Genomic DNA, 26,130 nt, shown 5'->3' with positions numbered 1-26,130 from the left:
AATTGTCCAACTGGTATGTCCTAGCTGCCCCAGAAGTTGTCCCGACTCCCGAGACGCCGGTCGTCATCATCAGCAGTGTCGTCCGTCTCGTCGGTGTCGCCGTCGTTCGCTTCGCTTTCGGACTCAGAAAGGTCCTCGTCCATCTCCAGTCGCTCGACTTCCTCAGCCCGAGCGTGGTTCGAGTGGACGTTCGTCACCTTGACCAGCGAGCGGGCCGGCGGGAGGACACCGTCGACCATGATGATGAAGCCGTCCTCGGTCCGACCGACACCGGCGCCACTCTCGTGGATGTCCTCAACGTCGACAGTGACTTCCTCGCCCATTTTGACCGGCTGGCTCTTGAGTTCCGAGATCGGCTGGTTGTAGTGATTGCACCACTCGGCGCCGCCACGGTCGCCGTAGTGGGTACAGCCCATCCCCTGAATTCGTTCGGTGAATTCGGGACAGTCGTCTGCGAGCGGACAATCGGCCATATCAGGGGATAACGTGGCCGCTGGCAAAACGCTTGCGACCCCGTGTCCGAGGCGCACAGCCTGTTATTACGTTTGAGATTTTCACCGGCACACACTTTACCGCCACTCGCTGGTTGTCGCGTAGCACTCGACACCACCCAGAGCTATGAGAACGCAGTTGTTGGCAGGACTGGTCTGTCTCCTTCTGGTTTGCACGTCTCCGGTCGCCCTCGGTATCGAATCGGGGCCACCAGCGCAGGGCAGTGTCGACCACGACAGGTCGATTGCTGTTCAGTACACACTCGACAGAGAGCCGAACCAGACCGGTCAGGTCCGGGTAACCGCGACGATTGAGCGACCACGGCACGTCACCGGACTATCGGTACGGACGCCGGGGGAGGCGACAGTCCTCCGAGCCGACGGACTCCAGTCCGATGGCGACCGCTGGCGTCTCAGCGGTGCTACTGAGAGAGCACGGCTGACCTACACTGTGCCGGTCGGACTCTCAACGACGTTCGGCCAGCGGACCGCCGACACCCGCAACTGGACGCTGCTTGCCCGACAAGAAGTGTCACTGCGTGCCCGCTGGCGCTGGCACGTCGGGCCGCGGCCCACGTGGAACGAGTCACTTGCACTCGCGCCCGGGCAAAGCGGTGTCGCCGGTCGGACGGCCGCCTACATCGGTCCCCACGAGACAGAAACCAGAACGGTCAATGGCGACCGAATCACGCTTATCGTCCCGGCGGCTTCGGATCTGCGGCCCAACCGGACCGCCGTCCTAGATTCCATTAGCCATGCGAAACGTGCCTCAACCGCCGGCACAGAGCACGACCACATCCGCGTGTTTGTCGCGCCGAACGAACTCGCACCGGGCGGGTACACTCCGTCCAACGGCGCGTCGGATGTCATCGTCAACGCCGGCGAACCCGTCCGGTCCCCGGTCAACGTCTGGGTCCACGAATACCGCCACACTCGACAGACCTTCGAGACGACGCCAGCGATGGACTGGCTCAGTGAGGGTAGCGCGGACTACCACACCGCGGCTCTCACGTACAGCGCGGGCGGCATCGGGACAAATCAGTTCCGTGAGCGGATTACGACCGAGCGCCACGAAAGCGCCGACCTGACACAGCCCGATACTTGGGAGGGAGCGGGTGCACAGTACCACAAAGGAACACGTGTCGTCGCGGCCATCGACGCCCGTCTCCGCCAAGCGACCGACGGTATCCAGACGTTCGAAGCGGTCCTCGACAGGCTGACCCGGCACAACGAGCGAATTACCCTCGCGCTGTTCGCCGAGACGGTGTCGGCTGTCTCCGGAGACGAGCTCGATGCGTTTGTTCGACAGGCTGTCACTGGCACCGCGCCATCGGTCCCGGCCGAGACACTCACGGACCGCGACCTGCGGCGAAGCGGCGCAGCAGATACGACCGGCCGACGGACGAATTTCGCGCCGTCGGGCGATAGCAGCGCGACCACAGCGGCCACCGCCGGCGACGGGCCCGGACGCGTCGTCGATACCACGCGGCCCGTCACGGACCGCCACGGGGAGTGGACCGTGCTCGGGACGCTCGGCCTGCTGTCGGTGTTGCTGGTTCGTCGCCAGCGACCGTAATGCGTCGAGAGTCATTTCGGTCGTGCTGCAGAATGCCACGGCCAGCCATTGCAGCCGAGCACAACGCGGTGGTCTGTGCCGAATATGTTTTTCCACAACTGTCATACCGGCCGGTTACTTGTCACCCAATAATGGCATCACAGTCTATCTTCGAGCGGATCGGCGGTCGTGACGCGGTCGACGCGGTGGTCTCGGATTTCTACGATCGCGTGCTCGACGACCCACTGCTCGAACCGTACTTCGAGGAAATCGACATGGACCAGCTCCGCAGCCACCAGGCTCAGTTCATCAGCGCCATCGCCGGCGGCCCAGTCGACTACGACGGCGATGAAATGGAGACCGCCCACGAGGGCATGGGAATCACCGAAGACGCGTTCGCCAATGTCGCGACCCACCTCGAAGCCGCGCTCCGAGAGAACGGCGTCCCCGACGACGACGTCGAAGCGATTCTCACCGAGGTCGCTGCCATGGAAGACGATATCGTGGAGGCGTAGCAGCCGCCGGAGTCGGGAGTGCACTCACACGTGGCACCGGAGTCGGAGACCAAGCCTGATTGTGCAGCGAAGCACGGTGTCGCTATCGCCCTGCCCCAGTAAACGGAGACCATGACAGTGCAGGTGTGTTACCCATATATTCAAAACAGTAGCTGGGTGTGAAAATGTCGCTAGTACATACGTGTTGCCGGGAAACCAATGCGTGTGAAGGGCACGAAACCGGTGCCGTCCCCCCAAGTCGGGTTGCCGTGCCTCTGACAGGTCATGCAAGCTGACGCGGTACTGGTAGTCGTCTGCCCTTCACTGTAATACTGCAAGAGTAGGTTTCGGAGACGATTGGCTTTGTGAGGCCGGATATCAACTGGTATTGATGCTTCTCCTTGTTGTTCGCAGATAACGGGCACGGTGGGATTCGAACCCACGACCGTCGGATGTCTTCCCCCGATGGCAGCGCCAGCGGAGATAGAAGTCCGACGCTCTATCCGGGCTGAGCTACGTGCCCTCGCTACCGTATATTTCCGGCGGTGACAAAAGAAGTGCGGAACACGGTCGCCGCTCAACCATCGCGGTCGAGGTCTTCCTCGACATCGTCAGCCGTCGTGATGGCGTTCACGTTGCCGGTCTGAATCGCTGTCAGGCCAGCCAAGTCACAGAGGGCGTCGATTTCGTCCTGTGTCGTCGAGACCAGCAGATCGTTGAACTGGAGGTGGCGCTCGACGGTCGCGCCGGCGGCTTCCGCGGCGGCGGCGACGCGCTCGGGGTCGGCATCATCGGCCGTTTCGAGAACCAGATCGACGGGCTCGCCATCGATTGGGTCCGCGCGCAGACTCTCGACAGCACGGGAGACGTACATCACTCGGATGAGGGACCGCCGGGGCCTTGGTTGTGCTGTTCGGTGCGGTCGAAGCGGGCCTCCGCGACAGCGAAGCCCAGCGTACTGACCAGGCCGAGCAGCGTCCCGCCAGTGAGCATTATGGCGAGGTATTCCAGATCCTGAATCCCGAGGAAGAAGGCGCTGACGGCGTGTAGCACGAGGGCGATCGAGAGGACATAGAAGGGGGCGTTGAGATACCGCCAGCGGAAGCTCCCGTCGAGATACTCGTCGGTCACGCGGCCGAGGCTGGAGGTAATGCCCGCGGCGGCAAACCACTGAATCGCGCCAGAGACCAGCGACGCGATAACTTCCAGTGCGTCAGGGTCCGTCTGGCGTTCGAACTCCTGGACGCCGCTAACGCCGCCGATAACGAGCAGTGCGGCCGCGACGACGTAGGTGATGATAGTTACCCGACCAGCGTACAGTCCGGCGGTCGTTCGCTCGACTGCTTCGTCCAGTATTTTCTCAGCGCCGAGGCCCCGTGCGAGGATATAGAGCCCAAGCAAGCCGGAGATGACGCCCAGCGCGGACCCGGGATACCCAAGGGCTTCGACGGCGATTGTCAGCGGGTAAATCAGCAAGAGGATACCCAGCGGAACCAGTATCGTCCCGCGGGTCTCCGGGTCGTCGAGTACCTGCTTGATGGTGTAGTACATCGACTCGAGGTTCTGGGCCTGACGGACGACGACGCGGCGAACGCCGTTAATTTGGACCCGGGAACGGATGACGGGGACCACCGACTCATCCTGTGCGCCGTCGGTGACCAGCAGCGCTCGCACATCCTCGTTGGCTGCCAGCGACGCGAGAACAGTATCGACCTCCTCGCCGACTGCCCGGTTGGCGGCGACGTCGCTTCCGTCGACACCGGTGACGGCTGCGACTTCGACCGGTTCGTCGGTAATGTCGTCATAAATGTGGACGCCCTCGAACAGGACGTTCACGTCGGAGTCCTCCGGGTCGTTCGAAGCCAGCGCCACCGCTGCGTCTACGACGGCATCGCGCCCGATGACTGGCGTGTCGATGCCGGTCTTGCGACCGAGGTCGTCGTCGAGGTCGATACACAGCACCAGCAGCATCTACCGGCGCTACGCCGCCTGTCTTTAACTTCTTTCGGGACCGCTCACTTTGATTCCGGGAGCGTACCTCGGGTCCGGCGCTCGACGAGCAACAGCGCCGCGAGTCCAAGAATGATGAGCGTGTACGCCGCTGCGGCAGTGAGCGCGGCCTGTTCGGAACTGTACTCGCCGGTGCGGAAGATGATGGCTTTCCGAACCATCGCGATGACGCCCGTGTAGATGACCAGGCGGACGATGCGGCGCGTCTCGCTTTCCTGCGTGTACGCGACGACAGTCTGGTACACCTCGACGATAATGAACAGGAGGAGGGCTGTGTCGATGAAACCAACAACGACCAGCGGGTCAGTGATATCGCCACGAAGTGCACTCTGGAGTATCTGGAGGGTCAGGTCGAAGACGCCGATAGCAAAGAGGAGGACCAGTACCAGCGCCGCGATGACTTCGACGTACCGGATAAGCGACTCGCTGACCCCCAGCACTCGATCGTCGAACGACTCCGCTTCCGGCAGTGGCCCGCCCACGGGGTCGGCGTCCTCGTCATCCATACGCATAGAACGGACGCCGGCCCATTCAAAGCGGTCCCCATCTGGCGTGGCCCACCCCATGCCGTCTTATCCCACGGCGGGTCAGATGCGCACGCTTTTTCCCGCTGGGAGCGGTGGCTAGAGACAATGATTTCCGAGGGCTGCGAACAGTGCGCCAAAGGCGGCAAGATGGTGCTGTTCGTCTACGGTTACTGCGACCAGCGAGACTGCTTCTACTGTCCCCTCGGGGAAAACCGCAAGAACGTCACCCAGATGTACGCCAACGAGCGTCCCATCGAGGACGACGCGGACGTTATCGAGGAAGCCAAGCGCATGAGCGCGCTGGGCACCTCAATCACGGGTGGCGAACCCCAAGAAGTACTCGACCGGACCTGTCACTATCTGGAACTGCTGAAAGACGAGTTCGGCGAGGACCACCACACGCACCTCTACACCGGCATTCCCGGCGGCCGCGAGAATATGCGCCGTCTCTCGGAAGCCGGCCTCGACGAGATCCGCTTCCACCCGCCTCTAGAGCAGTGGGGTGACCTTCACGGCACCGAGTGGGAGGATATCCTCTACATCGCCCGCGAAGAAGGACTGACGCCGGCCTTCGAGATCCCCGGCATCCGCGCCGAGGAGGAGTTCCTCGAATTCCTCGACGAGGGCGCGGCCGACTTCTGTAACATCAACGAGTTCGAGATGTCCGACGGGAACTACCGCCGGATGCAGGAGGAGGGCTTCGAACTGAAAGAGGACCACATGAGCGCCGTTGAGGGCTCCCACGACATCTTGGAGAAGATGGGCGACCACGAGAAGGTGTACTTCTGTACGAGCGTGTTCAAGGACGCCGCCCAGCACCGCTCGCGGCTCAAGCGGATGGCCCGCAACATCCGCCGCCCGTTCGACGACGTGACCGACGACGGGACGCTCGTCTACGGGAAGGCGTGGACCTCCGAGGCCCGGCTCGAAACCCTCGGCGTTCCCGAGGAGTACTACACCGTCAAATCCGACCACGTCGAACTCGCCTGGTGGCTGCTGGAGGAGATGATCGAGGAGGGCGATGTCGAGAAGGGTGAAATCGTCGAGCAGTACCCGACCTACGACGGGACGGTCGTTGAGCGGACACCGCTGTCGAACAGTGCTGACGCCGGACGAGCGACGGCCGACGACTAGGAACCCAATTCGGTTCGGCTTCTCGATTACTGCCAGTCACAGACCTGCACTGTCCAGCCGTGGCTTTATTTATCAGCTAAGAGAAATGCCGGTGACCCTCCATGCGCCTTGCTATCGACAGCGGTAAGCTCCTGTACGCACTCGGTGTCCTGTTCGCCGCAGCGGCGCTGCTGTATTTCGTCCGCGATGTTGTGTTCAATCTCTCGATAACGGTGAAGGCGGCGCTACTGTTGCTGGGCTTTATTGCGCTGTTCGTTGCGGGTGTGGCCCTCGAACGAGACGTGCTTGACGTCGTCGCCTTTGCCCTCAGTGGCGTGACCTACGTCGTGTTCGTCGGCTACGTCGTCGTTCGGTATTCACCGGGTGAAACGGGGACGTTCCTGTTGCTCGCCGCGTCCGCGGGGCTGTTCGTCGGGCTCGGCTACGCGCTCCGAGCAGGGATTCCGACGCCGTCACGGCGAACGGCGACGGTCGCCCTCGGCGGCCTCCTCATCGTGAGCGGCGGACTCGTGGGAGCCGACGCGCTCAGCGGCGGAGTGACCTACGATGTGCAGACAGACGAGTCCGTCACCGTGTCGGTCCCGGAGACAAGGCAGGGAGGTGGCGGGTACCCACCCGTCAGCAGGCAGGTCGGAACGGTTACCGTTTCGAACCCGTCACCGTTCCTGCGGGCACTCAACCCCCCGACCGTCTCAAGCTGTCTCGTCGGACCTGCCGAGAACCCCCGGGAGGACGTGTGGGTGGATGTGGATAGAGACTGGGACGAAGATACACTCGCCGGGTCGACCACGAAGTCCTACGCAGTGACGGCCGAGTTCCGACTGGACACGAACCGCACCAGACAGATAACGTTCGCCATCGAGCGAGGCAGCGACTGCAGCGTCGTTCGGTCCGAGCCGACGATAGCGATTCAGGTCGACGGAAGCAACAGATTAGACTGACTACTCCAGTTCTGTGAGACACTCCTGACAGTAGGAGGCGTCTTCCATGTTCGGCGTGCCGCAGGTGTCACAGGTCACGACCGATAGACCGGTCTCCGAGAGCGGTGACGCCTCTTCGGTTAGTACGTCAGCCGGCCAGTCAGGGCCGGTTGGCGACTGATCCCGCATCTCGCTGCGCTGGTGGACCTGTTGAATGAGTTCGTCGTCACGCATCGCTTCGAGGCCACGCCACAGCCCCAGAAACAGCAGCGTCGGCGCGACGATGACGAACAGGCCAGCGATGACGCGCAGCGCCAGTTCCACCTGGCCGAGTGGCATACGTTCACAAGGATCTGGAACGTAGAGTATCCTTCGCCGTATCCGTCGGCTCGCGGGCCGACAAGGTGCGTCGACGCCTTCTTGCCTCGTCTCGCTGAACACGGGGTATGAGTGGTACTACCGTGGCAGTCGGTGGTGGACTTGCGGTGGTCTTGCTTCTCGGATTGAGCGCGTTCTTTTCGAGCTCGGAGATAGCAGTGTTCTCGCTACAGAAGGACTGGATCGCGCAACAGGCGGCGACAGGCGACCGCCAAGCCGAGGTGCTGCAAGAACTGTACGACAATCCACATCGCTTGCTGGTGACACTGCTGGTCGGCAACAACATCGTCAACATCGCAATTTCGAGCATCCTCACCGTCCTCGTGGCGGGCTATCTCTCCCCGGGGCCGGCGGTCGTTGCGACCACGGTCGTGACGAGCTTTCTCATCCTAATTTTTGGCGAAATCGTGCCGAAGGCGTTCGGCCTCGGAAATGCCCAGAAATGGGCCTTGACTGTCGCATCACCGGTCCGGGTCGTCGAGCGTGTCCTCTCCCCGCTTATCACGCTGTTCGACGGGATCACCAGCCGAATAAACGCCCTCATCACGGTCGAGACGGACATCGAGAAGCCGTATCTGGACTGACTGTCAGTACTGGTACAGCGAAACGACGAACGGGAGCCTGTTGTACATCCAGATCGCCAGCGGCAGGCCGACGATTGTTAACGATAGCGCGTACGCGATGCCAGTCCAGACACCACTGGCCCACCAGCCGACGAAGACAAACCAGACCGCGCGGACGAGCAGTGAGTGCTGCGAGCCGCCGTCACTCTCCGTGACGAGCCGGTCGCGTCGTTTGAGCGTCAGCACCAGCGGCACCTTGTTTATCATCTTGATTCCCAGTGGGAGGCCGATGATCGTGACGTTCAGGAACCACGCAACCGAGAGCCAGATGCCGGTCACCCACCAGCCGACGAACAGAAACCACGCCGCCCGAACGAGGAGAGACCGCTGTTCACTCATACCTGAACGTACCCCGGCCGGCATCATAAGCTTCCTGTCCGGTGTGTGAGGACAGAAACCGACCCAGCCACACAGTGGGAGATCGAGCGTTACGCTTCGAACCCGTCCTCGAAGACGAACGTCCCGTTCCGCTGGACGACCTGCACCGACCTTTTTCAGCGTCGGGTCGCCAGAGGCGACCGCTCCTTGAAAAACGTCGACGAAAAGGCCGACCGCTCACTCCGTTCGCAGTCGGTACTCAGTCCTCGAACCCGTCTTCGAAGACAAACGTCCCGTTCCGCTGGACGACTTCACCATCGACTTCAATGAACGAGTCCTCGCTCATGTCGACAATCATGTCGACGTGAACGGCCGACTCGTTTTGCTCGTTGTCCTCGCCAACAGTCTCGTCGTAAGCTCTTCCTACTGCCATATGAACGGTATCGCCCATCTTTTCATCGAACAGCATATTGTAGGAGAACTGGTCGATATCTCGGTTCATTCCGATACCCAGTTCGCCGAGTCGGCTCGCACCGTCATCAGTCGATAGTACCTCTGTCAGAAGGTCCTCGTTCTTGCCGGCGCTATGCTCGACGACTTCACCGTCCTCGAACCGGAGGAAGACATCGGTCACTTCCCGGCCCTGATGGTACAGCGGTTTGTCAAAGAGCACCTCGCCATCGACGCTGTCGGGGACTGGCGCAGTGAACACCTCGCCGCCGGGAAGGTTCTTTTCGCCGTAATCATTGAGCGTCTCGTTACCGGTGACAGACATCGTCACGTCCGTTGTCTCCCCGGAAACGATGCGGACCTCGTCGGCAGGATCGAGTATCTCGACCATCTGTGCCTGATGTTCGCGGACGGCGTCCCAGTCTTTGAGGACGGCGTCCCAGACGAAGTTCTCGTACCCCTCCGTAGAGGTCTGGGCAAGCTGGGCGTTAGCGGGCGCGGGGTACTGTGTGAGACACCAGGTCTTTGAGAGGCGTTCGTTCAGAAGCGGCTGCTGGGACTGCTGATAGGCGGCCGTCGTTTCAGGGTCGACGTCGCTGGTCTCGGTGACGTTGTCGCTACCCTTTATCGCGATATACGCGTCCATCTCCTCATATAGCGCTTCGATGTGGCTCGGCGTCTCAAACTCATCCCGGTTGCGGAGGTAGGCGCGACGGAACCGCTCACCGAGGCGGTCCTGTACAACGAGCGGGTTTGCGCCACGGTCGGCAGCGAACTCATGTAGCGCAGTAACGAGGTCCGCAGCCTGCGGGTGGGCATCAATGACGAGATTGTCGCCTTCGCTCAGATCGATAGAGTGGTCAACGATGACTTCCGCGTGTTCGCGAATACGTGGGTCCATACAGATAGGCACCACCGACGGCCCCTAACCGTTACCCTCCCGGCTACTTCTTCTTGCTCTGCTGGAACCCTTCTTTGAATCCCTGAAAGGTCCGGCGGAGCATCAGATACATGAAGAAGAAAAACAGGAGCACAGCAGCGAGGAGTGCGTAAGTGAGCAGGTCAGCCATACCGGCGGTTGTCGAGCCGACATCAAAGTCCTTTCGGGAGTCCCGCCTTCGGGCGTCTACTGTGCGATATTGGAGGGTAAAATGCGGGTTTGACCGATAGCTACAACGACCACTGTGCTTTGGCAAAGACTCATAATCCCATAGAACATACAGATAGTCATGTCGTTGCTGCCCTCTCGGGACCCGGCGACCCCGGACGCCGAACCCCGAGTTATCGGTGTCGACAGTGATGATGCGGACGACGTGCTGTCGGCACTCTCGGCAGAGACCGCGCGCAACTTACTGTCAGAGCTAAACAAGGAGCCAGCACCGCCGTCGGAGCTGGCCGACCGGGTCGATACGTCGCTGCAAAACGCACAGTACCACCTGAAGAAACTCAAGAACGCCGGTGCGGTCGAGGTCGTCGATACGGCGTACTCCGAGAAAGGGCGCGAGATGGACGTGTTCGCGCCGGCCAACCAACCACTCGTTATCTGTGCCGGTGACGAACAGGAGACATCGGGGCTTCGGGCGGCGCTAGCGAACATTATCGGCAGTCTCGCGATCATCGGCTTCGCCAGCCTGCTGGTCCAGCAGGTGTTCGGGAGCGGGCTGGGGTCGTTGTTCGGTGGCCAGGCCGTATCGTCCGGGAGTGCGGACACTGGCGCCCGGGATCCGAGTTTTTACGCCGGGAACACGACCGTGACCGACGGCAGCTTTGAGGCGACTGCGGGCGCACTCGACACCGCCGCACGGGGTGGTGCCGAGGCTGCCGCCGCTGCGATTCCGCCGGGGGTGGCGTTCTTCGCTGGCGGCGCGTTCGTCATTGCAGGCATGGCGGCGCTGTGGTATATGCGACAGTAGCCGCTTGCGACCGTTTTTGCTCCGGTATCCAAAATAGACATAGACTAGACGGATTCCGCAATACGCTTACCGCTCAACGATGGTCGTCGAAATCGGCGTCCCGTCTGGGGAGCGAAGCCGGACGCGAACGTCCCCGGCTATGACATCTAGTTCCGCGTGGGCCGGCTGGTATCGCCGCGGGTCGGCGTAGCTACCCGGATTGACCAGCGTCCAGCCGCCGAAGTCGGTCAGTACAGGCTTGTGCGAGTGACCGACAACGACGATATCGGCGTTTTCCTGCCGAGCCAACATGCTGAGGGCGGTTTCGGTGTGTTCGTGCCCGTGCACAACGACGATCGTCAGGCCTTCCCAAGAGACGGTTGCAACATCGGAAAGCCGGGCCCTGACTGCCGGTCTGTCGTTGTTCCCGACAACGCCGGTGAGTTCATCGCATTCAGCGTCGATAGCATCAAGAACCTGCTCAGTCATGAAATCGCCCGCGTGGAGAACGTGGTCGGCTTCGCGGACAGCGTCAAGCGTCCGACCTGTCAGTCGATGGTCGTCCGTCCCGTGCGTATCTGAGATAGCAGTGAGCATACCGCCGGTAGTGGAGCCAGGTATAAATCCAGAAGCATTTTGCGTCATGAATGTGACGGAAAAATAATGGCAGGGAGCAAGTCAGTCGTCATCGCTGCACTGATAGCCAACGCCGCGATTGCGATACTGAAGTTCTTCGGCTTCCTTCTGACGGGGAGTGCCGCAATGCTGTCGGAGACGTACCACAGCATCTCAGATACCGGGAATCAGGTGTTCCTGCTTATCGGGATTCGGTTCAGCGATCGGGAGCGCGACCGGCGCCATCCCTTTGGCTACGGCAAAGCGCAGTTCTTCTACAGCTTTCTCGTCTCCGTGTTCCTGTTCGGCATCGCTGGGTGGGAGAGCGCGAAACACGGCTGGAACGAGCTTACGGCCGGCGGCCACGGCGGCGGTGGACATGCCGGCGAGGCGGTCGAGTTCCTGTTTTTCTCCTTCCAGCCCCCGGCCTGGCTGGACCCGCTGTGGGTCAACTACACTGTCCTCATCGGCGCGTTTGTGTTCGAAACGTACGCGCTGGTAAAGGCCCGTGCAGAGATGAAAAAGCAGATCGACCGGAACGACTGGTCGGGCTACCGCGAGGCCTTCCGCAAGACCAGCGACGTGACAACGCTGACCGCGCTGACTGAGGACACCATCGCGCTCACGGGGATCGTCATCGCGCTGACTGGGTTGGTTCTCGAACAGATGACCGGCAACCCCTTTTTCGACCGGATCTCCGCGCTGCTCATCGGGATTATGCTGATGGGATTTGCCCTAGCGCTGGCCTGGGAGAACAAGCGCCTCCTGCTCGGGGAGAGCCTCCCGGCGGACGAGGAACAGCGCCTCCGTGATGTCATCATGCAAAACGAGCACGTAACCGATATCATCGGCTTCCGAACGGTCTATTTCGGGCCGAATGAGGTTATCGTCTTCGCAGATCTGCAGTTCGACCCAGCGCTGGACACGGAAGCGATGGATGACGAGATAACGACCCTCGAATCTGCGATGCAGGACACCAACGGCGATATCAGGAAAGTCTACATTGAGCCAGAGCTGTAGGGGTCGCTCTCTGCAAGCCACCACGGAATCGGGACGCGCTCAATATCGGTCGTGACTGTCACTGTCGTGTCGATATCCGGCCGATCCGGTCGTCGCTCAGTGTGTTCGACGTATCTGATTACCCCCTGCCGATCGACGTACAGCCGCGACCGTCCGATTTCGGACTCGTTCTCGGTAGTCGGTGTCTCGGCCGTATCCGTCGCGGCCAGAACAGCGACAGGTCTTCCGTTCCACCGGAGAGAATCCACCTGCCGATACGCAGTATCCGACAGCAGCTGTCGGAGTAGGTCAACTCCGGCCGGGGAGGCGACCAGCGACGTGTTCGGCGTCGCGTCCCTGGTGGCGTACGGCGTATCGGGGTCGTCGCGGACGTTCGTGTACACTGTCCCGTTGGCGCGGACCACGTCATCCGAGATCGGACCGAACCGCCGTCTGACGCGCGTTACCTCTCGCTCATGGTCGATCCAGACGTCGAGCGTGTTCTGTGGCCCCGCCTGTTCGACGTGGCGGTGGAAGCTCCGAGTCGCCAGCGCCTGCTCGTGACGGTCCAGTAGTCGGTCCATGTCGACCGTCCCGTCGCTGATCGGGACTGAGACTGTCGCCTCCGGCGTGTTAGTGGGGACGGGCGCTGGCGTCACCGGGTCGCTGTCGTCCGCCGTTGGTCCAGCCGGAAAGACGCCGGAACAGCCCGCGAGAAGCGCGATACCGACAGCGAGTGTGACGCGCCACATATGGTTCTGGAGGGGCGCTCGCGGCAAGTAGCTGTGGGGGCGAACCCTTTTGCCGGTGAACGGCCAATCGGGGCACGTGGCAACGACGGACGACGGCTACATGCGGTTTTTCCCCTTCGAGGAGCCGTACGACCATCAGCAAGAGGCGATGGGAACGATATACGACGCGCTCGAGGAGGGCCGTGACGTACTGTTCGAAGGGGCCTGCGGGACCGGGAAGACGCTCGCGTCGCTGGTCCCCGCGCTGGAACACGCCCGCGAGACGGGCAAGACCGTCGTCATCACGACGAACGTCCACCAGCAGATGCGCCAGTTCGTCGAGGACGCCAGAGCAATTACCGACCAGGAGCGCCTGCGAGCGGTCGTCTTCCGGGGGAAAGGGTCGATGTGTCACATCGACGTGGACTACGAGGAGTGTCAGGCGCTTCGGGACACGACTCGTGATCTGGTCGAGGTTGAGAGTGATATCGCTGAACTCGAACAGCGTGAGGGAGAACTCCTTTCTGACGGGCAGGCGGGCAGCAGCGAGGCAATGGAGGCCCGCAACGCCGTTGTCGAGGAACTCCGGGATCTGCAGGACGAGCGCGAGGAGATCGAAACCGAGCGCTCGACCTGTGACCACTACTACCGGAATCTTACCGTCGATACCAGCGAGTTCTACGCCTGGCTGTTCGACGACGTTCGAACACCCGACGACGTGTACGAGTACGCCCATCAGCAGGGACTGTGTGGCTACGAACTGCTGAAAGAAGGCATTGACGGCGTCGACCTCGTCGTCTGTAACTACCATCACCTGCTCGACCCGACCATCCGTGAGCAGTTCTTCCACTGGATCGGCCGCGACCCCGAGGACATCATCGCCGTCTTCGACGAGGCCCACAACGTCGAGTCGGCTGCCCGGGACCACGCCCGGCGGACGCTCACCGAGAACACGCTCGACCAGGCGCTCGACGAACTCGACGCCGAGGACGACGCCCGGGCCGACGCCGCAGCGAACGTCATCGAGACGTTCCGGGACGCCCTCGTCGAGGCCTACGAGAATTCTTTCGAGTTCGGCGGCCGCGAGGCCGTCGACGAACACTGGGATGACATCACTATCGCCAACGACGATCGGAAGGACGACCTGACGCTTGCCTTCCTTCAGGGCTACACCGGCCCCGGCTTCCACGAGGAACTGGACCACGCGCTGGCCCTCGGCCGAGATCTCGACGCCCGCTACCAGGAGGCGTTCAAAGAAGGGGACCTCGACACCAGAAAGGAGTGCCAGACCCTGCAGGCCGCCGGCTTCATCTCCGACTGGCTCGATGAGACGGACGAGACTGGCCAGTACCCCGTCGTCAGCGTCCGCCGCGACGAATCGACCGACGAGGTGTACGGCCGCGCGGAGCTGTACACCTGTATCCCCGAGCAGGTCACCCGCGACCTGTTTTCCGACCTCCATGCCGCCGTGTTGATGAGCGCCACGCTCCGGCCCTTTGACGTGACCGAGAACATCGTCGGCGTCGAGGACCCGGTGACGATGGCCTACGGAGCACAGTTCCCCGAGGCGCGCCGCCGAACCTACGCCGTCGACGGCCCGGCGCTGTTTTCCAGCGAACGGGACGACCCACAGACCCAGCAACGCATTGCGCGCACGCTCGAAGACATCGTCCGCTTTACACCCGGAAATACCCTCGTGTTCTGTCCCTCTTACAGCGAGGCCGAGCGCTACCATGACATGACCGCTGTGAGCGCGACCCGGTATCTTGACAAGCCGGGCACGCAGGCCCGTGACCTCCGGGAGGCCTTTACCGACGGCGACGACGGCGTTCTCTACACCTCGCTGTGGGGAACACTGGGTGAGGGCGTGAGCTACGACGGCGACGACGCCCGAACCGTCGTGGTCGTCGGCGTCCCATACCCCCATCTCGACGACCGGATGGACGCCGTGCAGGACGCCTACGACGTGGCCTTCGGCGATAGCGAGGACGACGCGGGCTGGCGCTACGCCGTCGAAATTCCGACGGTCCGGAAGACACGTCAGGCCCTCGGCCGCGTGGTCCGCTCGCCGGACGACTTCGGCGCGCGCATCCTGCTCGACAAGCGCTACACGGAGGCTGCCGAGATGGAGATGCACGACTACGCCGTCCGGGGGACCTTTCCTCCTGAGGAACGCCGCGAGATGGTGGATATCGGCCCTGAGAAGCTCAAGTTCGCGATGTTGAACTTCTATCAGGACATGGGCGCCTACGACGGGCCGCCGCCGAAGCCCTGAGAACGGCTGGAAACGACTGTTACAGTCCGGTCCTGACGCTTGTTTACGACCGCGGGACTAGAGATCCGGTTCAAGTTCGGTGCCACAGTCAGGGCAGACAAGTAGGAACCCCTCGTCAGCCGGTTCCAGCGCGAGGACATCGCTGTCACAGTCAGGGCAGGGCTGTGCAACGCGGCTCTCAGTCGAATTCCTGGGCGCACCGAGTGCCAGCGCGACTACCCGGTCGTCGCTTTCGTTCCGGCCCTGTTGATACTCTCCGGGCGCGAACCGGACGACTTCGTGTGGACCGACGGTGACTGTCTCACTCTCGCCGGCGGGGTCAGGCCGGTGTTCAAAGGTAGCAGTGCCCTCGACGACGTAGAACACCTCTTCTTGATCGAGGTGTGCGTGTAATCCGCCCGAGAAGGCCTCACCGGGGTCCAGAACATATCGGTTGATTGCGACATCAGTCGTACCCAGCGGGTCTGCAAGCCCGCGGCGGTCAACGTCGCCACCCATCGCCTGTGGTTCGATTTCGTCGGCAGAGACGTGCTCCATAGAGGGACAATAGCAGGGGACACACAAAAATAGAGAGCCCATCGTTCGACTGGAAACCGGATGTTTTGAAACCCTCCACACGAAACTCGCGGGCAATGCTAGTCGCCTTCGACTTCGACGGGACGCTCTCCGACTCGGAGATGACGGTCCTACTCGGGAGCCAGAACGGGACGGCCGAGGACATGGCCGACATCACCGAGCGCGCGATGAACAACGAAATCGAGTACGCCGAGAGCCTCCGCCAGCGGTGCGCGTTGTTGGAGGACCTCCCGGACGAGCAGGCCCAAGCGGCCTTCGACGAGGTCGCTCTGCGCCCCGGCGCGGCAGAGGTCATCGAAGCCCTGCGAAACGCCGGCGTCTACGTCGCTATCCTCACTGGCGGGTTCGAGCGCGGCGTCGAGGCTGCACTCGAAACGGAGGGGGTCGAGGTCGACGCTATCGTCGCCAACCGACTGCCCGTGGAAGATGGAACGCTGACCGGCGAGGTCCGCGGGCCGCTCATCTCCGGCACCAAGGACGACGCAATGGAGGTCGTGACGGCGGTCACTGGCGAAGACCGAGACACGACCGTCGCCGTCGGCGACGGGGCCAACGACCTGCCGATGCTCGAAGTCGCGAACCTGGCTATCGGCTTCGACCCGAAACCAGCTGTCGCGCCATCGTGTGACACGTCGGTCGAGACGATGGACGAACTGTACGACCTGCTGGAAGCCGAGGAAATCCTGTAGCAACGTCGTCGTTTTTGTCGGTCACTGGTCCGGTCTGTACGCTACACTGTAGACGGAGAACAAACGGGGAGTGGCACGCTCCCCACGGATGCGAGCAATCGTTGTCGGACCAATGACAGAGTATGGTTGAGCGTGAACCGACGCGTGCTCGCTATCGGCGACGGTTCATTGAATACATCATCCTCTCGCGTAATAAGCCTAATGAACAGGTTAATTATTGCGCTCTAGTGGTTGGACCGTCCAGAAAAGCTCCGTAAAATACTGTATCTTTAGGTTGCCTGTCCGATTGCCTGATCAAGGTCGGCCTTGATGTCCTCAACAGACTCGGTACCGACGGAGAGACGAACCATGTCGTCGGTAACGCCGGCAGCGGCCTTTTCCTCGTCAGTGAGTTGCTGGTGGGTGGTCGAGGCCGGGTGGATGATGAGCGTCTTCGCGTCGCCGACGTTTGCCAACAGAGAGGCGATTTCCGTCGATTCGACGGTCGTTCGGGCGGCATCGTAGCCTGCGTCGAGACCGAACGTTATCATACCGCCGTAGCCACCGTCGAGGTACTCGCTGGCGGTGTCATGCGTTTCGTGATCTTCGAGGCCGGGATAGGTGACCCACGAAACCTCGGGGTGGTCGTCGAGGAACTCGGCGACGCCCATCGCGTTGTCGCAGTGACGGTCCATCCGCGCGGGCAGCGTCTCCAGACCCTGCATCGTCTGCCAGGCGTCGAAGGGGGACTGCTGGCAGCCCAGATCACGGAGGCCGCGGGCGATGGCGGCGTAGGTGAAGGCCGCGTCCTCGAACCGCTCCCGGAAGTTGACGCCGTGGTACGCGGGGTTGTCGCCGGCGATCTCGGGATACTTGTCGGCGTGTTCCTCCCACGGGAAGGAGCCACCGTCGACGAGAACGCCGCCGACGGTGGTGCCGTGGCCGTGGATCCACTTCGTCGTAGAGTTCCAGACGAGGTCGGCCCCGTGTTCGATTGGGTTGCAGAGGTACGGCGTCGCGAAGGTGTTGTCGACGAAGAAGGGGACACCGTGGTCGTGGGCGATCTCGGCAAGGCGCTCGAAGTCGGGTGTGACGAGCGACGGATTGCCGATGGTCTCACAGTGGACATAGGCCGTGTTCTCGTCGATGGCCTCGGCGTAGGCGTCGTAGTCGAGTGTGTCGACGAAGCGCGTCTCGACGCCGTTGCGCGGCGCGGTGTGGGTGTAGTAGGTGTAGGTTCCGCCGTACAGCGACGATGCGGTGACGACGTTGTCGCCGACATCCGCGAGTAGGAACGTCGCCAGATTCAGCGACGCCATCCCTGAGGCCGTGGCGACCGCGCCGACGCCGCCCTCCAGCGCCGCCAGCCGCTCTTGGAGCATCCCGACCGTGGGGTTCATCAGCCGCGAGTAGATGTGGCCCGGTTTTTCGAGTGCAAACTGCTTGGCTGCGTCTTCGGCGTCCTCGAAGACGTATGAGGTGGTCTGGTACAGCGGCGGCGCACGCGAGCGGGTCTCGGCGTCCGGCTCTTGTCCGACGTGCAGCGCGTCGGTTTCGAATCCGTGGTTCTGGTCGTCACTCATACTCTCTCCTTTTACCGGATGGGTCTTAATTGCGCCTCAATCGGTGAGGCCCGCCACTGCTACGAGATACCGGTGATTCTTCGGGCTGTTCCCGATCAGATTCGGGGTAGAAGGCCAAGCCGTTATCGTACTTCTGGAGGAACAGGTAGGCAAGTCTTCTGGCCGGGAGCGAGTGGTGCGACGACCGTCGCACCCGAAGCGACCCGGGGAAAGGCAGGCTTGCATTAGTGAGCTTCTGACATAGCTGACGAGCATACCGCGCGCCGACGGCGCGCGGTTTCCCCGGACTCGCCGCACGCGGCGAGTCCGGTCTTTTTCGCCCACGTTTTTCGAGGAGCCTTCCCACAGCGCGCTCTGCGAGCGCGCGAGGAAAGGTGACGATGAAAAAGGTGGGTTCAGCTGAACTTCCGGACCGTCATATCCAGCGTATCCAGATCCAGAATCGGCGCGAAACCGGCGTCAGGGTCGATGTTGACGCTTTTCTGGAATTCAGTCTGGGCCTGCCAGCAGCCGGAGTTCAGCGCAACGACGTTATGATACTCGCCCCAGCCGAGCTTGTGGACGTGGCCAGTGTGGAACACATCGGGGACTTCCTCCATTGCCAGATAATCGCGGTCCTCAGGGGCGAGCCGAGTGTGGCCGCCATACTGGGGCGCGACGTGGCGCTTCTTCAGGAGCTGGTACATCGCCTTATGTGGTTCCTCGTAGCTGGCCTCCTCATCTGGGAGTTCAGCGATGACTTCGTCAAGCGAGACGCCGTGGTACATCAGCACCGTGACGCCCTCAACAGTGACCAGCGAGGGGTTTGAATGGACTTGGGCGTCGTGGGCACTCATGATGTCCCGGAGCTCCTCGTCGAAGCCCGGCTGGGGTTCGGCCAGCCGAACGGCGTCGTGGTTGCCCGGGATCATCCGGATCTCCATGTCAGCCGGGACTTCCTTGAGGTACTCCGAGAACGCGCGGTACTGGTCGTAGATGTCGATGATGTCCAGTTCCTTATCCTGCTCGGGATAGATGCCGACGCCCTCCACCATGTCGCCGGCGATGAGCAGGTACTCGACAGTTTCGGCTTCGGAGGTGTGGAGCCAGTCGGTAAAGCGATGCCAGGCGTCCTCCATGAACTCCTGACTGCCGACGTGGACATCGGAAATGAGCGCCGCCTGAACGTGGCGGTCAGCGGTCGAGGGGCTGTGCGTTCGTGGCACGTCCGGGAAGTATAGTGAGTCCACGAACAGAATGCCAGCATCGTCGGCCAGCGTTCCCTCGACGGCGATGACCTCGTCCATGAGCAACTGCTGGACGAGGTCGGCGATAGGGCGGTCTTTCATCACCAAACAGGGGAAGGTCCCGTTCGTGTCTTCCAGTTCGACCAGCCAGTGGCCGCTGGCGGTCGAGCGGATATCAGAGACCATGCCGATCAGCGCTGCGTCGCTGCCGCCGCCCATGTTCTCGATTGCGTCGGTCGGCCGGTGGTTCACTCTGCCGCGCAGTTTGCCCGCCAGTTTCTCGTAGCGATCCCGGAACACCGAGACGAAGTCCGAGTACTCCCCGGTTCCAGTGGACTGGCCGGTCATATCGTTCGCAACGTCGATAGCTCGGAGAGATGTGTCTACATCCCGTGACCCCCCCGTTTCAGGTGGAACAGATGCACCCGGTTCAGTCGACGTGGTCGAGTCGGTTCCAGTTGAAACGGGCGGGTGTGTATGAGTCGGAGCGTCGGTCGTTTCGGTTCCGTGGTCTGGTTCGGTACTCGGCGTTCCGTCGCCGCTTTCTATCGCTTTAACCACAGATTCGACGTGATCGGTTGTCAGCTTCAGCGCCTCATCGGGGAGCGTTTCGAGTGCGCGTTCTAGCGTCGACGATGGGTCCCGCGTGTCAGCGATCCGAGTCACTGCCTCACGTTCCGCGTTGTAGCCGCGGCTCGCGAGTTCGCTGACGATGCGTGCCGGCGTCTCCAGAGGCACGTTCCACACTCCGTGTCTGTGGGCAAAAGGATAGCGGACCGACAGCCGTCACAAGATTGATATCCCGCTGTCAGCAATCCGAGATAGGATGGGCCGGGACGAATCGACCAGCAGCACGCCGTCAGGCGGGACAGACGAGTCTGTGAATGCCAGCCCTGCGTTTCGTTTCGGCCTGTACGTCCGTGATATCGCCACAAGTGTCGGGGCGGTCCTGCTCGTCGGCGCGTTCTTGTTCGCCGTCAGTGGGGTGTGGCCGCCACTCGTCGCCATCGAAAGCGGGAGCATGGAGCCACACATCGACACCGGCGATATGGTGTTTGTCATGGACGCAGACCGCTTCTCGGGGCAGGAGGCCCGTCACGGCATCGTAACGGCAGCGGCCGGGGCCGAAACCGGGTATCAGACCTTTCAGCAGCCCGGGGACGTCATCGTCTTCAAACCCAACGGTAACGAGCAACGAACGCCGATTATCCACCGGTCGATGCTGTGGGTCGATGCTGGCGAGAACTGGTACAGCCGCGCGAACCGGGAGTACGTTGGGAGTGCGGACAGTTGCGACGAGCTTCGGAACTGTCCGGCACCTCACGCCGGGTTTATTACGAAAGGTGACAACAAATTGACCAACAATAAATACGATCAGGTCACCGGAGCGAGTACTGTTGTCCGTCCAGAGTGGGTCATTGGAACCGGGACTTTCCGAATCCCGCGTCTCGGATATGTTCGGGTCCAGCCGTCCCAGCTATGGCACACATCAGTGTCGATGCCGGTCGGAGAAGGTTCAGCGCCGGCGGCGACCTGATCAAATCGGACGGGAGCGTTCGGTCCAACAACAGAAAGTTGATTGGTTGCCTCCGAGTATTCGTGGTACGAATGGCCGGGCCAGACCGTCGGTCGTCGGACGGAGACGAAACCGAGGGACCGGGAGGGATGATGTACGTGGTCGATATCGTCAGTAGCGCCGGCTCAGTTCTGCTTGTCGGGATGCTGCTGTTCGCCGTCAGCGGTGTGTGGCCCCCGCTCGTCGCTATCGAAAGCCCGAGCATGGACCCCCATATCAAGGAAGGAGACCTCGTGTTTGTGATGGAAGAAGAGCGGTTCTCCGGCCCGGGTGACCACGGGGGTGTCGTCACCGCCGCAAATGACGACAGCTATCGGACGTTTCAGCAGCCGGGCGATGTTATCGTATACGAACCCGACGGCAACAGTCGGCAAACGCCGATCATCCACCGAGCGATGTTGTGGGTCGAGGAAGATGAGAACTGGTACAGCCGGGCGAACGGGGACTACATCGGCAGTGCGGACAGCTGTGACGAGCTCACCTCCTGTCCGGCCGACCACGCCGGCTTCATCACCAAGGGCGACAACAACGGTCGGTACGACCAGGTCGGCTCCAGCCCCATCAGCGAACCAGTCAAGCCCGGGTGGGTCGTCGGAACTGCGGAGATACGGGTCCCACTACTTGGGCAGGTCCGACTCCAGTGGAACCAAGCCGGTGCGACTGATATAGTAGCGAGCGGGGCAGGACCAGCGGTGACGAACGAAACAGGACCAACAGTGGTGAACGAAACAGAACCGGCAGCCGTGAACGCGACTGTGTCCGGGTAGCTCGTCTCACTCGAAGGGGACTGTTTCACCTGCAACGGGGAGTTCTATTGAGAGACCACAAACACACAGATCAGTTGTCGAACCGGGCCTGAACGAACGGCTGGACATCGTCGATATCGCCGAGTCGCGAATCAGACAAAAGCACTGCCTCCGTCTCTTCGGTTGGAACTGACAGCGAGATTTCTTTCGTCCGGCCGTAGCGGCCCTTCGAGACGACGACAGCGTTGACGATGCCAAGCATATCCAGTTCGGAGATGAGGTCGGTGACGCGACGCTGTGTCAGGATATCGGCGTCAATCTCCTCACAGAGGTTCTTGTAGATGTTGAACACCTCACCGGTGTTGATGTTGTGAACACCATTCTTTTCCAGGAGGATGATAGCGAAAAGGACAATCTTCGACTGCGTGGGGAGCGTCCGGACGACCTCCACAACGCGGTCGAGTTCGATTTTCTCCTGAGCCTGGCGGACGTGGTCTTCAAGAACATTGTCCGTCTGGTCCCGTTCAGCAAGTTCGCCGGCGGTCCGGAGGAGGTCGAGCGCGCGCCGGGCGTCCCCGTGTTCTTGTGCGGCGAAGGCCGCACACAGCGGGATGACATCCTCGGTGAGTGCGTCGCCTTTGAATGCCACGTCCGAGCGTGCCTGGAGGATGTCCCGGAGCTGATTCGCGTCGTAGGGCGGAAAGACGATCTCCTCCTCGCCGAGACTTGACTTGACCCGAGGGTCGAGGAAATCGGTGAACTTCAGGTCGTTCGAGATGCCCATAATCGAGACCCGGGAGTTCTCCAGTTCAGAGTTCATCCGAGAGAGGTTGTACAGGGTATCGTCACCGCTTTTCTCGACGAGCTTGTCGATCTCGTCGAGCATGATGACGACCACGCGCTCATGGTAGTCGACGGCATCGAAAAAGGAACTGTAGACACGATCTGTTGGCCACCCCGTCATCGGGACTTCCTCGAACTCCGACTTGTCGGCTTCCAGCGACTCGATTTCGGCTTCGACATCGTCAACGGAATTAAACGCCGTCTCTTCGAGTGCAGCCGTGTTCTCGCGTGCCTGTGATTGAAGCTCCTCGAGTTCAGCGATGCGGTCGTCGATGAGCTGTGCGTTCTTGTCGATGAACTTGTTCGCGAGCTGCGCCAGCACGCGGTACTGGGTGTCGGTCACCTCGCAGTTGATGTACTCGACCTCACAGGGGACCTCATACTTCTGTGAGGTCGTTTCGAGTTCCTCACTGACGAACTTCGCGGACGCGGTTTTCCCCGTTCCCGTCTTGCCATAAATAAGGATGTTCGACGGCGTATCACCGCGCAAGGCAGTAACGAGAATCGTCGCCATATTGTTGATCTGCTCCTCGCGGTGGGGGAGTTTATGTGGTGTGTACGAGGGACGAAGGACCTCTTTATTCTCGAAAATGGGTTCCCCTTCGAGAAGGTCGTCGAACAGGCCACGGGACGCCTCGTCGGAGGGATTGTCGGACCCCGCATCGAGATTGTCGAGGATAACGTCGTCAAGATCGGACGGGCCAGTCGATGTCCCGGAGTCTGTTTCGATGTCGAGTTGCCCGTCGGACCCGTCAGTCTCGTTCGACGTCTCTGTCGTCGACGGATCGGATTTCGGGGCCGAGTTATCGCTTTCGTCAGTCATAGTCGAGAGGATCCCCTTCGTTTCGTGTGGAGAGAGTTGGAGACACCGGAACAGAGGGAGCGAGGAGTGCGTCAGTACCGTTATTAGTGAGCATCAGCGCTCTCCAGTGCGTCCAGTTGAACCACATGAACCGTACCGTGATTCGATATTAAATATTTCGGTACACCACCCCTGAAACATATATGTTGCCATATTGATTATTTCTGTCGAATGAGGACTGTTGTGGTAAAGAGGACTATAGCTTCGATCTCATCGAGGTCGAACAGACATGATATAGGAGGATAGTGGTTGGAGAGGAAAGAGAGCGGTGGGGAAGTTCCGGGAGCAGGTACACTGTGTGAATATGAGCGAAGAGCATGAAGAGCCGGCACTTGTAGCGGAGACCAGCCGTACCAGGCCGACCCCCCCACCCCTTTGTTTCCGGTGGAACGGGAAACAGCCACGGGGGGAGGGGGTGGGAAGATCTATAATGACCTCTAGAAAGAGGAAAGATTTAATACAGTATCTCATAAACCAAACCCGCACCAGATAAAACAAACAGCTAGTAGGGGCTAGTGTACGGTTTTCTAGTGTCTAGGCCGCTCTAGCTAGCGAAGTCACGAATCGCACCGATCTGAACAACTGGTGCGCTCCCGATTCGACTGGCAATTCTCCCACCCCTCCCCAGGGGTATGTGGCGTTCCACCTGAAATGAAGGGGTGGGGGGCTAGGATGGGACGCGCCACTCCTGATCGTCAGGTTTCGGATGATCGGGCTCCACCCGAACAGGTCCCCGCCACCTGCACCGACCTTGTACGTAGTAACACCCGCACGCTGATCTATACTATGCTATGCCCCCTCGTGTCAAAAAGAAAACTCATGTCTGACGTAGGCTTAAGTGAATTCGCCTATCTTTTACGGGCAGAGCCGCCATACCGGACGACTCCGGGCGGCGGGAGGATAGGATGGGATTGTTAACAAACCTCAAAGATAGCATTTCACGTGCGGCATCGACACTGTTCTCCGAAGAGGATCCGAAGCGTATCGGGATTTACGGCCCGCCAAACGCCGGCAAGACGACGTTGGCGAACCGCATTGCACGAGACTGGACCGGCGACGCCGTCGGCCCGGAGAGTCACGTTCCCCACGAGACTCGTCGTGCGCGCCGAAAGGAGAACGTCGAAATCGAACGCGACGGGAAGAAAGTGACAATCGACATTGTCGACACGCCGGGCGTGACGACGAAGGTCGATTACACCGAGTTCCTCGAACACGACATGGAGAAAGACGACGCCGTCCGCCGCTCCCGCGAAGCGACCGAGGGTGTCGCCGAAGCGATGCACTGGCTCCGCGAGGACGTCGACGGCGTCATTTACGTGCTCGACTCCGCAACCGATCCGTTCACGCAGGTCAACACCATGCTCATCGGGATCATCGAGAGTCAGGACCTTCCGGTGTTGATTCTCGCAAACAAGATCGATCTGGAGGAGTCTTCGGTTCAACGCATTCGAAACGCCTACCCACAGCACGAGACGATTCCGCTGTCAGCGCTTGAGGGCGACAACATGGACGAAGTCTACGATAAAATCGCGGAGTACTTCGGGTGATATAATGGCAGAAGTCAAAGACCCAGACGACGGCGTCCAGATCGACCTCATCAGTGGCGAACGTATGGCGGGGCTGGCCTCGATGGAGAAGATCCGAATGATTCTCGACGGGGTTCGTGACGGCAATATTGTCATCCTCGAAGAGGGACTCTCCCCCGACGAGGAGTCCCGCCTGATCGAAGTCACGATGACGGAGATTAGCCCCGACGAGTTCAACGGCATCGAAATCGAGACCTACCCCAAGTCCGAGGCCGCCGACGCCAGCATCCTTGAGCGGCTGATGGGCAAACAGTCGACCCAGAAGCTGACAGTCATCGGGCCGGCGAACCAGATAGAGACGCTCCACAAGGACGAAACGCTAATCAGCGCCCTCGTCTCTCGCAAATAATGCCCCACCAGTGTACGGACTGTGGCCGTGGCTTCGACGACGGGTCGAAGGAGATGCTCTCGGGCTGTCCCAACTGCGGCGGGAACAAGTTCCAGTATCAGCCAGAGGGAGCAGATATCTCCGAGACGCCGGATGCGGAGCCACCGGAACCACCGGGACCCGACAGCACTGTCGCCCGTACTGTCGGCAAGACCGCCGCCTCGGTGCGTGACTTCGTCAGTGGCTCCACTACGGAGGGGGACCGTCCCGCCGAGCAGTCCCATCGTGACGCCGACCGGTCGGCTGACCCACAGCCGAGTGACCCATCCCACACATCCGGTTCGCCGTCGACCGAACCCGACCCCACATCTTCGACTGAGGATTCAGCCCAGGCCAGTGCTCGTGGCGATATTGTCGAGCCAGACGAACTCCCATCCGACGCGCCGTCCGCGTCCGAATCTGAACATCAGTTCCGCCCTGTCGGTGCTGATCCTGATCCTCCGACGGAACCAGACCGGGAAGACCGCCCCGATCTGGAGGAACTGCGCGCGGAACTCAACGACCAGTTCGAGTCGATCAAGGTGCTGGAACCCGGCCAGTACGAACTGAACTTGATGGAACTGTACGACCGCGAAGAGTACATCATTGCACTGCAGGAAGATGGGCACTACTCCATCCAGGTCCCGGAAACCATCCGCTCCGAGTGATTGCCACGGTCTTCTCG

28 protein-coding genes and 1 tRNA gene are annotated in these 26,130 nt (G+C 61.2%); 14 read left to right on the top strand and 15 right to left on the bottom strand.

Annotated features, from left to right (window positions below; all coding sequences use genetic code 11):
• Positions 1 to 20: 20 nt before the first annotated feature.
• Positions 21 to 473, bottom strand: coding sequence for a TRAM domain-containing protein (locus RBH20_RS15165; RefSeq protein WP_306710060.1), 453 nt, complete (start codon positions 471 to 473; stop codon positions 21 to 23).
• Between the two features lie 145 nt (positions 474 to 618).
• On the opposite strand from RBH20_RS15165, the gene RBH20_RS15160 reads away from it, so the two are divergent.
• Entirely contained in the window at positions 619 to 2,067 is a 1,449-nt protein-coding gene (locus RBH20_RS15160; protein WP_306710058.1) for a hypothetical protein, read from the top strand.
• A 131-nt stretch (positions 2,068 to 2,198) separates the two neighbouring features.
• Positions 2,199 to 2,561, top strand: a complete 363-nt coding sequence (locus tag RBH20_RS15155; RefSeq protein WP_306710056.1) for a group 1 truncated hemoglobin — start codon at positions 2,199 to 2,201, stop codon at positions 2,559 to 2,561.
• 397 nt (positions 2,562 to 2,958) lie between these two features.
• Here RBH20_RS15155 and RBH20_RS15150 read toward each other — a convergent pair.
• The 4 genes from RBH20_RS15150 to RBH20_RS15135 all read right to left on the bottom strand — a co-directional run bounded on the left by RBH20_RS15150 (position 2,959) and on the right by RBH20_RS15135 (position 5,056).
• A tRNA-Arg gene (locus RBH20_RS15150) sits at positions 2,959 to 3,063 on the bottom strand.
• A gap of 54 nt (positions 3,064 to 3,117) precedes the next feature.
• Complete coding sequence (locus tag RBH20_RS15145; RefSeq protein WP_306710054.1) at positions 3,118 to 3,414, bottom strand: hypothetical protein; 297 nt, start codon at positions 3,412 to 3,414, stop codon at positions 3,118 to 3,120.
• Complete coding sequence (locus tag RBH20_RS15140) at positions 3,414 to 4,511, bottom strand: DUF373 family protein (protein WP_306710053.1); 1,098 nt, start codon at positions 4,509 to 4,511, stop codon at positions 3,414 to 3,416. The genes RBH20_RS15145 and RBH20_RS15140 overlap by 1 nt, the downstream gene beginning before the upstream one ends.
• A gap of 44 nt (positions 4,512 to 4,555) precedes the next feature.
• Complete coding sequence (locus RBH20_RS15135; RefSeq protein WP_306710051.1) at positions 4,556 to 5,056, bottom strand: phosphate-starvation-inducible PsiE family protein; 501 nt, start codon at positions 5,054 to 5,056, stop codon at positions 4,556 to 4,558.
• A gap of 126 nt (positions 5,057 to 5,182) precedes the next feature.
• On the opposite strand from RBH20_RS15135, the gene RBH20_RS15130 reads away from it, so the two are divergent.
• The gene (locus RBH20_RS15130) at positions 5,183 to 6,211 is read left to right on the top strand and encodes a radical SAM protein (RefSeq protein ID WP_306710049.1); all 1,029 of its coding nucleotides are present in this window, start codon (positions 5,183 to 5,185) and stop codon (positions 6,209 to 6,211) included.
• A gap of 101 nt (positions 6,212 to 6,312) precedes the next feature.
• Positions 6,313 to 7,152 carry a DUF1109 domain-containing protein gene (locus RBH20_RS15125; protein ID WP_306710047.1) on the top strand — a complete coding sequence of 280 codons (840 nt, stop codon included), beginning with the start codon at positions 6,313 to 6,315 and terminating at the stop codon, positions 7,150 to 7,152.
• On the opposite strand, the gene RBH20_RS15120 is transcribed toward RBH20_RS15125, so the two are convergent.
• Positions 7,153 to 7,470 (bottom strand): zinc ribbon domain-containing protein, encoded by a 318-nt coding sequence (locus tag RBH20_RS15120; protein WP_306710045.1) that lies wholly within the window; start codon positions 7,468 to 7,470, stop codon positions 7,153 to 7,155.
• A gap of 107 nt (positions 7,471 to 7,577) precedes the next feature.
• Between RBH20_RS15120 and RBH20_RS15115 the strand changes: the two genes are divergently transcribed.
• Positions 7,578 to 8,093 carry a DUF21 domain-containing protein gene (locus tag RBH20_RS15115; protein WP_306710043.1) on the top strand — a complete coding sequence of 172 codons (516 nt, stop codon included), beginning with the start codon at positions 7,578 to 7,580 and terminating at the stop codon, positions 8,091 to 8,093.
• A gap of 3 nt (positions 8,094 to 8,096) precedes the next feature.
• On the opposite strand, the gene RBH20_RS15110 is transcribed toward RBH20_RS15115, so the two are convergent.
• From RBH20_RS15110 to RBH20_RS15100, 3 genes are all read right to left on the bottom strand, one after another.
• Positions 8,097 to 8,471 carry a YccF domain-containing protein gene (locus RBH20_RS15110; protein WP_306710041.1) on the bottom strand — a complete coding sequence of 125 codons (375 nt, stop codon included), beginning with the start codon at positions 8,469 to 8,471 and terminating at the stop codon, positions 8,097 to 8,099.
• A 238-nt stretch (positions 8,472 to 8,709) separates the two neighbouring features.
• Complete coding sequence (locus RBH20_RS15105) at positions 8,710 to 9,801, bottom strand: aminopeptidase (protein WP_306710039.1); 1,092 nt, start codon at positions 9,799 to 9,801, stop codon at positions 8,710 to 8,712.
• Between the two features lie 43 nt (positions 9,802 to 9,844).
• Entirely contained in the window at positions 9,845 to 9,970 is a 126-nt protein-coding gene (locus RBH20_RS15100; RefSeq protein ID WP_004959992.1) for a hypothetical protein, read from the bottom strand.
• A gap of 159 nt (positions 9,971 to 10,129) precedes the next feature.
• Between RBH20_RS15100 and RBH20_RS15095 the strand changes: the two genes are divergently transcribed.
• A complete protein-coding gene (locus RBH20_RS15095; RefSeq protein ID WP_306710036.1) occupies positions 10,130 to 10,813 on the top strand; it encodes a helix-turn-helix domain-containing protein in 684 nt (227 codons plus the stop codon).
• Positions 10,814 to 10,879: 66 nt separating this feature from the next.
• Here the strand turns inward: RBH20_RS15095 and RBH20_RS15090 are convergent, their stop codons facing one another.
• Positions 10,880 to 11,389 carry a metallophosphoesterase gene (locus RBH20_RS15090; RefSeq protein WP_306710034.1) on the bottom strand — a complete coding sequence of 170 codons (510 nt, stop codon included), beginning with the start codon at positions 11,387 to 11,389 and terminating at the stop codon, positions 10,880 to 10,882.
• 66 nt (positions 11,390 to 11,455) lie between these two features.
• On the opposite strand from RBH20_RS15090, the gene RBH20_RS15085 reads away from it, so the two are divergent.
• Entirely contained in the window at positions 11,456 to 12,427 is a 972-nt protein-coding gene (locus tag RBH20_RS15085; RefSeq protein ID WP_306710032.1) for a cation diffusion facilitator family transporter, read from the top strand.
• On the opposite strand, the gene RBH20_RS15080 is transcribed toward RBH20_RS15085, so the two are convergent.
• Positions 12,406 to 13,158 carry a hypothetical protein gene (locus RBH20_RS15080; protein ID WP_306710030.1) on the bottom strand — a complete coding sequence of 251 codons (753 nt, stop codon included), beginning with the start codon at positions 13,156 to 13,158 and terminating at the stop codon, positions 12,406 to 12,408. The two genes, RBH20_RS15085 and RBH20_RS15080, sit on opposite strands and share 22 nt — an antisense overlap.
• Positions 13,159 to 13,234: 76 nt before the next feature.
• Between RBH20_RS15080 and RBH20_RS15075 the strand changes: the two genes are divergently transcribed.
• Positions 13,235 to 15,412, top strand: coding sequence for an ATP-dependent DNA helicase (locus RBH20_RS15075; RefSeq protein ID WP_306710028.1), 2,178 nt, complete (start codon positions 13,235 to 13,237; stop codon positions 15,410 to 15,412).
• Between the two features lie 57 nt (positions 15,413 to 15,469).
• On the opposite strand, the gene RBH20_RS15070 is transcribed toward RBH20_RS15075, so the two are convergent.
• Complete coding sequence (locus RBH20_RS15070; RefSeq protein WP_306710025.1) at positions 15,470 to 15,949, bottom strand: cupin domain-containing protein; 480 nt, start codon at positions 15,947 to 15,949, stop codon at positions 15,470 to 15,472.
• A gap of 65 nt (positions 15,950 to 16,014) precedes the next feature.
• On the opposite strand from RBH20_RS15070, the gene serB reads away from it, so the two are divergent.
• A complete protein-coding gene (gene serB / locus RBH20_RS15065; protein ID WP_306710023.1) occupies positions 16,015 to 16,677 on the top strand; it encodes a phosphoserine phosphatase SerB in 663 nt (220 codons plus the stop codon).
• Between the two features lie 269 nt (positions 16,678 to 16,946).
• Here the strand turns inward: serB and RBH20_RS15060 are convergent, their stop codons facing one another.
• Together RBH20_RS15060 and RBH20_RS15055 are read right to left on the bottom strand one after the other, a co-directional pair.
• A complete protein-coding gene (locus RBH20_RS15060; protein ID WP_306710020.1) occupies positions 16,947 to 18,239 on the bottom strand; it encodes an O-acetylhomoserine aminocarboxypropyltransferase/cysteine synthase family protein in 1,293 nt (430 codons plus the stop codon).
• Between the two features lie 395 nt (positions 18,240 to 18,634).
• The gene (locus RBH20_RS15055) at positions 18,635 to 20,203 is read right to left on the bottom strand and encodes a DNA-directed DNA polymerase II small subunit (protein WP_306710018.1); all 1,569 of its coding nucleotides are present in this window, start codon (positions 20,201 to 20,203) and stop codon (positions 18,635 to 18,637) included.
• A gap of 88 nt (positions 20,204 to 20,291) precedes the next feature.
• Here RBH20_RS15055 and RBH20_RS15050 point away from each other — a divergent pair, with 88 nt between their 5' ends.
• Positions 20,292 to 21,002 (top strand): S26 family signal peptidase, encoded by a 711-nt coding sequence (locus tag RBH20_RS15050; RefSeq protein ID WP_306710016.1) that lies wholly within the window; start codon positions 20,292 to 20,294, stop codon positions 21,000 to 21,002.
• A 128-nt stretch (positions 21,003 to 21,130) separates the two neighbouring features.
• Positions 21,131 to 21,808 carry a S26 family signal peptidase gene (locus tag RBH20_RS15045; RefSeq protein ID WP_306710477.1) on the top strand — a complete coding sequence of 226 codons (678 nt, stop codon included), beginning with the start codon at positions 21,131 to 21,133 and terminating at the stop codon, positions 21,806 to 21,808.
• Between the two features lie 70 nt (positions 21,809 to 21,878).
• Here the strand turns inward: RBH20_RS15045 and RBH20_RS15040 are convergent, their stop codons facing one another.
• Positions 21,879 to 23,453, bottom strand: coding sequence for a Cdc6/Cdc18 family protein (locus RBH20_RS15040; protein ID WP_306710014.1), 1,575 nt, complete (start codon positions 23,451 to 23,453; stop codon positions 21,879 to 21,881).
• A 944-nt stretch (positions 23,454 to 24,397) separates the two neighbouring features.
• Here RBH20_RS15040 and RBH20_RS15035 point away from each other — a divergent pair.
• The 3 genes from RBH20_RS15035 to RBH20_RS15025 are packed head-to-tail and all read left to right on the top strand — an operon-like array spanning position 24,398 to position 26,113.
• Positions 24,398 to 25,039 (top strand): Era-like GTP-binding protein, encoded by a 642-nt coding sequence (locus tag RBH20_RS15035; RefSeq protein ID WP_004590329.1) that lies wholly within the window; start codon positions 24,398 to 24,400, stop codon positions 25,037 to 25,039.
• 4 nt (positions 25,040 to 25,043) lie between these two features.
• Positions 25,044 to 25,427 (top strand): DUF2073 domain-containing protein, encoded by a 384-nt coding sequence (locus RBH20_RS15030; protein ID WP_306710010.1) that lies wholly within the window; start codon positions 25,044 to 25,046, stop codon positions 25,425 to 25,427.
• Positions 25,427 to 26,113, top strand: a complete 687-nt coding sequence (locus tag RBH20_RS15025) for a Zn-ribbon containing protein (RefSeq protein WP_306710009.1) — start codon at positions 25,427 to 25,429, stop codon at positions 26,111 to 26,113. Before RBH20_RS15030 ends, RBH20_RS15025 begins: the two co-directional genes overlap by 1 nt.
• The last annotated feature ends 17 nt before the right edge of the window (positions 26,114 to 26,130 follow it).

It is taken from the genome of Haloarcula sp. H-GB4 (assembly GCF_030848575.1).
Lineage (GTDB): Archaea > Halobacteriota > Halobacteria > Halobacteriales > Haloarculaceae > Haloarcula.
Note: the sequence above shows the minus strand (reverse complement) of the source record. Positions and strands in the feature narration are given on the sequence as shown.

Coding starts and splice junctions, on each gene's coding strand:
- RBH20_RS15080 (WP_306710030.1), bottom strand. CDS start 13,158: ATGTGGCGCGTCACACTCGCTGTCGGTATCGCGCTTCTCGCGGGCTGT.
- RBH20_RS15090 (WP_306710034.1), bottom strand. CDS start 11,389: ATGCTCACTGCTATCTCAGATACGCACGGGACGGACGACCATCGACTG.
- RBH20_RS15070 (WP_306710025.1), bottom strand. CDS start 15,949: ATGGAGCACGTCTCTGCCGACGAAATCGAACCACAGGCGATGGGTGGC.
- RBH20_RS15135 (WP_306710051.1), bottom strand. CDS start 5,056: ATGGATGACGAGGACGCCGACCCCGTGGGCGGGCCACTGCCGGAAGCG.
- RBH20_RS15120 (WP_306710045.1), bottom strand. CDS start 7,470: ATGCCACTCGGCCAGGTGGAACTGGCGCTGCGCGTCATCGCTGGCCTG.
- RBH20_RS15125 (WP_306710047.1), top strand. CDS start 6,313: ATGCGCCTTGCTATCGACAGCGGTAAGCTCCTGTACGCACTCGGTGTC.
- RBH20_RS15165 (WP_306710060.1), bottom strand. CDS start 473: ATGGCCGATTGTCCGCTCGCAGACGACTGTCCCGAATTCACCGAACGA.
- RBH20_RS15030 (WP_306710010.1), top strand. CDS start 25,044: ATGGCAGAAGTCAAAGACCCAGACGACGGCGTCCAGATCGACCTCATC.
- RBH20_RS15060 (WP_306710020.1), bottom strand. CDS start 18,239: ATGAGTGACGACCAGAACCACGGATTCGAAACCGACGCGCTGCACGTC.
- RBH20_RS15130 (WP_306710049.1), top strand. CDS start 5,183: ATGATTTCCGAGGGCTGCGAACAGTGCGCCAAAGGCGGCAAGATGGTG.
- RBH20_RS15040 (WP_306710014.1), bottom strand. CDS start 23,453: ATGACTGACGAAAGCGATAACTCGGCCCCGAAATCCGATCCGTCGACG.
- RBH20_RS15105 (WP_306710039.1), bottom strand. CDS start 9,801: ATGGACCCACGTATTCGCGAACACGCGGAAGTCATCGTTGACCACTCT.
- RBH20_RS15155 (WP_306710056.1), top strand. CDS start 2,199: ATGGCATCACAGTCTATCTTCGAGCGGATCGGCGGTCGTGACGCGGTC.
- RBH20_RS15085 (WP_306710032.1), top strand. CDS start 11,456: ATGGCAGGGAGCAAGTCAGTCGTCATCGCTGCACTGATAGCCAACGCC.
- RBH20_RS15035 (WP_004590329.1), top strand. CDS start 24,398: ATGGGATTGTTAACAAACCTCAAAGATAGCATTTCACGTGCGGCATCG.
- RBH20_RS15050 (WP_306710016.1), top strand. CDS start 20,292: ATGGGCCGGGACGAATCGACCAGCAGCACGCCGTCAGGCGGGACAGAC.
- RBH20_RS15115 (WP_306710043.1), top strand. CDS start 7,578: ATGAGTGGTACTACCGTGGCAGTCGGTGGTGGACTTGCGGTGGTCTTG.
- RBH20_RS15045 (WP_306710477.1), top strand. CDS start 21,131: ATGATGTACGTGGTCGATATCGTCAGTAGCGCCGGCTCAGTTCTGCTT.
- RBH20_RS15140 (WP_306710053.1), bottom strand. CDS start 4,511: ATGCTGCTGGTGCTGTGTATCGACCTCGACGACGACCTCGGTCGCAAG.
- RBH20_RS15095 (WP_306710036.1), top strand. CDS start 10,130: ATGTCGTTGCTGCCCTCTCGGGACCCGGCGACCCCGGACGCCGAACCC.
- RBH20_RS15160 (WP_306710058.1), top strand. CDS start 619: ATGAGAACGCAGTTGTTGGCAGGACTGGTCTGTCTCCTTCTGGTTTGC.
- RBH20_RS15145 (WP_306710054.1), bottom strand. CDS start 3,414: ATGTACGTCTCCCGTGCTGTCGAGAGTCTGCGCGCGGACCCAATCGAT.
- RBH20_RS15110 (WP_306710041.1), bottom strand. CDS start 8,471: ATGAGTGAACAGCGGTCTCTCCTCGTTCGGGCGGCGTGGTTTCTGTTC.
- RBH20_RS15100 (WP_004959992.1), bottom strand. CDS start 9,970: ATGGCTGACCTGCTCACTTACGCACTCCTCGCTGCTGTGCTCCTGTTT.
- RBH20_RS15025 (WP_306710009.1), top strand. CDS start 25,427: ATGCCCCACCAGTGTACGGACTGTGGCCGTGGCTTCGACGACGGGTCG.